Origin of the sequence: Neobacillus drentensis, from assembly GCF_036966985.1 — a bacterium.
Lineage (GTDB): Bacteria > Bacillota > Bacilli > Bacillales > Cytobacillaceae > Neobacillus > Neobacillus drentensis_E.
This window is the reverse complement of the sequence record NZ_JBALSN010000181.1, coordinates 1,955-7,843: the sequence shown is the minus strand read 5'-3', so window position 1 is coordinate 7,843 and position 5,889 is coordinate 1,955. Positions and strand designations below refer to the sequence as shown.

General features: G+C 36.6%; 7 protein-coding genes. 2 read left to right on the top strand and 5 right to left on the bottom strand.

Features of this window, described 5'->3' with window-relative positions; all coding sequences use genetic code 11:
* Positions 1-467, bottom strand: a 467-nt coding sequence (locus tag V7659_RS12380) for a PH domain-containing protein (RefSeq protein ID WP_335540286.1), incomplete at its 3' end; no start/stop codon positions are given.
* A 204-nt stretch (positions 468-671) separates the two neighbouring features.
* On the opposite strand from V7659_RS12380, the gene V7659_RS12375 reads away from it, so the two are divergent.
* On the top strand, positions 672-1,655 hold the full coding sequence (locus tag V7659_RS12375; RefSeq protein ID WP_335540285.1) for a DMT family transporter: 984 nt from the start codon (positions 672-674) through the stop codon (positions 1,653-1,655).
* 61 nt (positions 1,656-1,716) lie between these two features.
* Here the strand turns inward: V7659_RS12375 and V7659_RS12370 are convergent, their stop codons facing one another.
* The 3 genes from V7659_RS12370 to V7659_RS12360 form a co-directional block, all read right to left on the bottom strand.
* The gene (locus V7659_RS12370; protein WP_335540287.1) at positions 1,717-2,577 is read right to left on the bottom strand and encodes a DUF421 domain-containing protein; all 861 of its coding nucleotides are present in this window, start codon (positions 2,575-2,577) and stop codon (positions 1,717-1,719) included.
* A gap of 19 nt (positions 2,578-2,596) precedes the next feature.
* Positions 2,597-2,803 (bottom strand): DUF1657 domain-containing protein, encoded by a 207-nt coding sequence (locus V7659_RS12365; RefSeq protein ID WP_098576716.1) that lies wholly within the window; start codon positions 2,801-2,803, stop codon positions 2,597-2,599.
* A gap of 74 nt (positions 2,804-2,877) precedes the next feature.
* Positions 2,878-3,081, bottom strand: coding sequence for a DUF1657 domain-containing protein (locus V7659_RS12360; protein WP_026563681.1), 204 nt, complete (start codon positions 3,079-3,081; stop codon positions 2,878-2,880).
* 200 nt (positions 3,082-3,281) lie between these two features.
* On the opposite strand from V7659_RS12360, the gene V7659_RS12355 reads away from it, so the two are divergent.
* Complete coding sequence (locus V7659_RS12355) at positions 3,282-3,881, top strand: hypothetical protein (RefSeq protein WP_335540284.1); 600 nt, start codon at positions 3,282-3,284, stop codon at positions 3,879-3,881.
* Positions 3,882-3,923: 42 nt separating this feature from the next.
* On the opposite strand, the gene V7659_RS12350 is transcribed toward V7659_RS12355, so the two are convergent.
* Positions 3,924-5,177, bottom strand: coding sequence for an erythromycin esterase family protein (locus V7659_RS12350; RefSeq protein WP_335540283.1), 1,254 nt, complete (start codon positions 5,175-5,177; stop codon positions 3,924-3,926).
* Positions 5,178-5,889: the final 712 nt, after the last annotated feature.

Here is a 5,889-nt window from a genome sequence, read left to right as displayed (position 1 = left end):
GTAGTGGACGCAACATCTAAGCTTTGTTTAGCAAACTGAAGGGAAATTTCATTTTCATGTGATATTTCTGAAATTTTAATTAGGGCTTTATATAAATCCTTAATTTCCTCAATATGTTTTTTATGTACATCAATGGAGAAAGGCACAGAACCAATTTTAAATTTAATTTCGACGTCAAGGTCAACCGTTCCCGCTGTTTCAAGATACACGTCTGAGATTCGGTTGGTAGCATAACTATAACGATGGAGCATCCGCTTTTTGCTGGTTGCACTTGTTCCATCTAAATGGATAAGAGCATTGTTGGTAAAGCAATATTCATCTGATTTGGATTTGATAAGAAAATAAATTTTTTCATTGTCTTCATGCATGACATAATCGTCTGCGTCTACCTTGTCATAATTCTCTGGTTTAATAACAGCACCCACATCACTTAAACCTAAAATATCGGCAGCTACTTTTCCAAACATGGATCTCAACCTCACTTTTTTTATTAATCTATCCTTTTTACGAATGGGGGATAAGAAAGTTTCATCTGTATCCAAAAAACTTTATGCGTTAAAATATGTTTGTATACATATGAACTCAATAAAAATTCAACTTGATAGTTCCCCCAATATAATGGAAAATACACTATATACATATTAATAATGTAATAGAAGGAGTAGAGATTATTGCGGCCGATTATTTTAGGTATCTTAGCGGCTTTCTTTTTTGCATTTACATTTATCCTCAACAGATCGATGGACCAGGCAGGGGGCAGCTGGATTTGGAGTGCATCTTTAAGGTATTTCTTTATGGTCCCTTTTTTACTTATTATTGTCATTGGAAGAAAAAATCTTAAACCCTTGCTTTGGGATATGAAAAAAAATCCAGGTAGTTGGCTATTATGGAGTTCGGTTGGTTTTGGATTATTTTATGGCCCTATTTGTTTTTCTGCAGCATATGCCCCAGGGTGGCTCATTGCAGCTACTTGGCAGGTAACGATTATCTCAGGGTCTTTGCTGGCTCCATTTTTTTACGAAAGGGTTATGACTGAAAAAGGTCCAATCCAGCAAAAGGGAAAAATCCCATTTAAGGGCTTGGGTATGTCAGTGATAATCCTTTTAGGAATTATCTTGATGCAAATGGAACAGGCCAATCAAATATCTATTGGTGTGATTACCCTGGGTGTTCTTCCTGTGCTGATTGCTTCATTTGCTTATCCACTAGGAAACCGAAAAATGATGGATATATGTGGCGGACGGCTGGATGTCTTCCAACGTGTATTAGGAATGACCTTAGCTAGTCTTCCATTATGGATTGTATTATCCATATATGGACTATTTACGATTGGCACACCAAGCAAAGGGCAAATAATCCAATCCGGACTTGTTGCTGTAACCTCAGGAGTAATTGCCACCATTTTATTTTTTAAAGCAACCGATCTAGTTAGAGGAAATATGCAGAAACTTGCGGCCGTTGAGGCGACACAATCTGTGGAGGTATTATTCGCTGTTATTGGAGAATTATTACTACTAAACAGCACCTTCCCGACGCTGCTATCTTGGTGGGGTATGGGATTGGTCATGGTTGGTATGATCCTGCACAGCTTTTTTTCGCATAAAAGTAACCAGAAAATAATTCAGAATGAACGGTCGCTGAAAATGAATAGTTAGAAATGATTAATCCTTATCAAATAAGCTTGATAAGGATTTTATATTGCTTCTTTTAGTGTAATTAACCGTTTAAATAAGGACTTAAGACATCAATGGTTTCTTGAATCTTCTTTGCATTTTGCTTATACATTGCTTTTGATTTTTCACAATTGGTCTCAAGCGAAAAAATCTCTAAATCAGCCTGAATTTTTTTTAAGGTAGCCAAAAGTAGTGGACGTTGTGCGGGAGCTGGAACTTGAATTTTATCGTCATATAGATCTACCGTGAGTTCTCCGTATGAATCCACTTGTCCAAGGAATACATTATCAAGTGTTACGTCTAGTTTTTCTAACTCTGTATATAACCAGCCTCTACCTTTTCCTGCACATCTTAACGATTCATCAACAATATTTCCATCCATGATAACCGTTTGTGGTTCTTTCTCATTCGGCATTTTCATTTGTAAATCTTTGGGTGTAAGTGGTTGGTTTTCTCTTTTTAATAATGCGCTTAAATTTCCTCGGGGTTCCAACACTGCAAATTCTACATCAGCAAATTTAAAAATATTCTTCTGTCTAAGAAGAGCCGATAATTCATCGATGGTATATTTTTCCTTTTTCAAATTTTCTTCTAAAATTTTTCCGTCCTTAATAACAACAGTACTTTTTCCCTCAGCAAAATCACTAAACTTTTTACTTTTTATAGCTAAAAAATTCACCAGAAATGTTACGAATCCAAAAACGACAAGTGCCAGTGCACCATGGAACATATTACCTTCCAAACCCGTTACGACTTCTCCGGCAATACTTCCAATGGTAATACCTGCAACATATTCAAAGAATGACAGTTCAGATATTTGTTTCTTACCTAGTACTTTGGTGGTAATAAATAAGAGTACCAAGAAGACTAACGAACGGACTATTATAAAAACCCAATCTGGCATCATTTTCTCACCTCAAGATTTATGACCCTTTGTATTGGGGTTCATGTCGTTCAAGTTCTAATACACGGTATTGGAGATCTTTCTTTACTTCTCCAACCGTTAACATGGCTTGATTAAAAGTAGCTTGTGCTTCACTATCCAAAGAATTTAGCGCGAAGGAAGCCAGCTGTGCTTCGATTCCATTCATAGTAGCGAGACATTGCTTAACATTTGAAGCGATGGTCACAAGTAAACTTCCTTTCATAAGGGATTCTATATATCAAAAAGGGGTTGGCAAAAATGCCAACCTAAAACTGCATTTTATTGATTATATTGAGGCTCTTCATTGAGAATTTCTTGAAGGCGCGGTTCCAGGCTATCAAGAACAGATTGAGTCTGTTGTGCCGCTTGTTGATAAAGTTGCTTTGCATTTTGGTTATCTGTGGCTAGTGCAAAGGTTTCAAAACTTGCCTGAGCACTTTTTAGTCCTGCCAATGCTTGTTTTACTTGTGTTCCAACTGTCATAAGTAATCCTTCTTTCGTTATATAATTGAAATACAAAAATAGTATGCGGATATTTTCGGTGGTTATGTATTAAAAGAATCGGATAAAAATCCCATTTAGCAAGATACCATGAAAAGGAAAAAAATTCTGAATAGCCATGAAACCTTTTTTGGGAGTTTTCGTCAAATGTATACTGGGGAATAATGGGGGGATATTTTTGATTGATAAAGAAAAAGGAGTCCACTGAGGAAAATCATGTAAAACTGGTTGCATATACGATTATTTTGTACATATGCAGCATTTTTGTGCCATTTATTGTGGTGCCATCATACCAAAGTATGGTTTATTATTCTCGGTCGCAATGGTTTTTTTCGACGCCATTTTCTGCTTATATCACTTTTATGGGTGGGATGATTTATACCGCAGTCATGTTAACTCTCTACCTAATTTTTAGACAGCGATGGGAAGGTATTTGGTTTAAAGTGGTTTCGGGGGCAATGATTCTAGCTAGTATCCCCGCATTTATCTTAAGCTCAACCAACTATTATTATTTGGATAACGCGGGTGTTCATTATAATACATTGAAAAGCCTAAAAGAAAAGGAATATAGATGGGATCGTATTTCAAAAGTCCATATTCTATATAGAAACCACCAAGGTACTACCAGTTTTTATCAATATCGATTTGAGATGCCGGATGGCAGTGAAATAACGATTCCTAGTAATGATAAATTGGTTGAACATAAATGGCGAGTGGAAAATAAAATAAAAGAAAACAAAATTCCTACTACTGATAATTTTAAAAATCCTATAGTGGATTAATAAAAAAGTCTTCCTTCAAAATCTCTGAAGGAAGACTTTTTTTCATGTAAGTACATGTTCTAAAATAAGTGGCTGCAATGCTTTTGTTTGATCAAAGAAGATAAAACTGTCGTACCGCTGACCCATGTTGGAGGGAACATAATTACCGAAATGTTCATATTCTGGCCTATAAACCACACCTATTGCACGATGACCAATGGTAGTCGAAAACTCATCACGGTTCTGATCGGTAAAAAGTAAATATTTATTAGTCGGACTGGTCTTATGCATTAGTGATTCCCAACTGCCAAATTGAGCAGGAGGTACCTGCATGATTTGAACGTCTTTACCCCATTCAGTAGATGCAATCACCGTACCAGTATAGGTCCCGAACCCGACGATAAATACATTTTCTGTACCATTTTGTTCCCTAATAATCTGGCCGACATTTACCATTCCTTCTTCTTTCATGTCGGTTGCTCTGGCATCACCGACATGGGTATTATGCTCCCAGATGATTGCTTTGGCATGATCTCCATAAAAATTCATCACGGAGTTGAGGGCTTCTACCATGTGGTGGTCACGGACATTCCATGATTTCGAGTCACTTTTGACCATTGTCCTGTAATATTCTTCAGCATTTGCGGTGACAAGGGCGTTTACCTCCATATTCAGGCTGCTTTCCTGATTGTCTTCAAATTTCCATTTGTTTTTCTGGATGGAGGCGAGAAGTTCGAGTGCTTCTCTCGTACAGTCTTCAGAGAGATATCCTGCCGAAACAGCATATGATTCATGATTGCGGTTGAAGGGTTCAAAACACGAAAAAGCTTTTTTTGCGGCTTGAAGGCTCCGGGAATTCATTTTTTCTAAATAGCGAATAATTTCATCCATACTTTCCCAAAGACTATAGACATCCAAACCATAAAAACCGACTTTTTGAGAAAAATTAGTTTGTTGATTATAATCCTTCAGCCACTCAATAAGTCCGATCATTTCTTGGTTTGCCCACATCCAAGTCGGCCAGCGATTAAAGCTTTCCAGTACTCTCCGTACGTCGTTCGTCGAATGGTTAAAGCCCTTAATGTATTGATTGATACTCTGGCAAGAGGGCCAATCACCCTCAACTGCAATAAAGGAGAAACCTTTTTCTTTAATTAATCTTTTGGATAGCTCTGCTCGGAGTGAATAAAACTCAGAGGTTCCGTGAGAAGATTCACCAAGGAGCACATATTTTGCATCACCAATTGCATTGATTAATGGATCGAGATCGGTAGCTGTGTCAAAAGGTTTCGCGTATTTATTTATAGCTTTAAGCATAAGATGTTAAGCATCCTTTCCATCAAACTTAAAGATAATTTACCCCTCTCTGCAAGCACTTAAATATCCAATAATTCACATATCCGACACATATAATCCGTAAATTCAAAAAATTCCGTGTTATAATTTAATTGTAAAAGAAAGAAAAAACATTAGCATCTTAGGAGGCTCAACCATACGTGTTCGTTCCGTTTTGTGAACGAGTAGTAAGGTCAATCCTTAATAATCATTTGGCATGTGGAGCGATTGTTTTCCCTCTATGGAAAGGCGAAATCGAAAAATAAAATCCTTTCATAATTGGCATCTATGTTATCCATAGAGAACCATATCAAAGGAAAATGTTTAAGATTTATCAATGTGAAATTTTATTGAAGCCAACAAAAAGGATAATTGCCAAGAAACAGAAAAACCCAAATGGTTAAGTAATGAGTCTCTATCGGTAATACCGAAAATTTGTTTCTTTTAGGAATTTGAATTCCATTAATTCCATGTGAATTAATTCCTTCAACGGAACAAACACACATTAGCTCATTGTTCAATGTACTCCTCCATTTTTAGTGTGAAAAAGGCTAGGGGGATTGATAATTGAAACACGATAGGCTAATGTCATGGTTGGGTCTCCTAAGATGTAAATAAAACTAAGGAGTTACTTCATACACTGAGGTAGCTCCTTTTTATTTTTTTATAGGTGATATTAAAGCTTATTGTTTAT

Coding starts and splice junctions, on each gene's coding strand:
- V7659_RS12370 (WP_335540287.1), bottom strand. CDS start 2,577: ATGCCAGATTGGGTTTTTATAATAGTCCGTTCGTTAGTCTTCTTGGTA.
- V7659_RS12350 (WP_335540283.1), bottom strand. CDS start 5,177: ATGCTTAAAGCTATAAATAAATACGCGAAACCTTTTGACACAGCTACC.
- V7659_RS12360 (WP_026563681.1), bottom strand. CDS start 3,081: ATGACAGTTGGAACACAAGTAAAACAAGCATTGGCAGGACTAAAAAGT.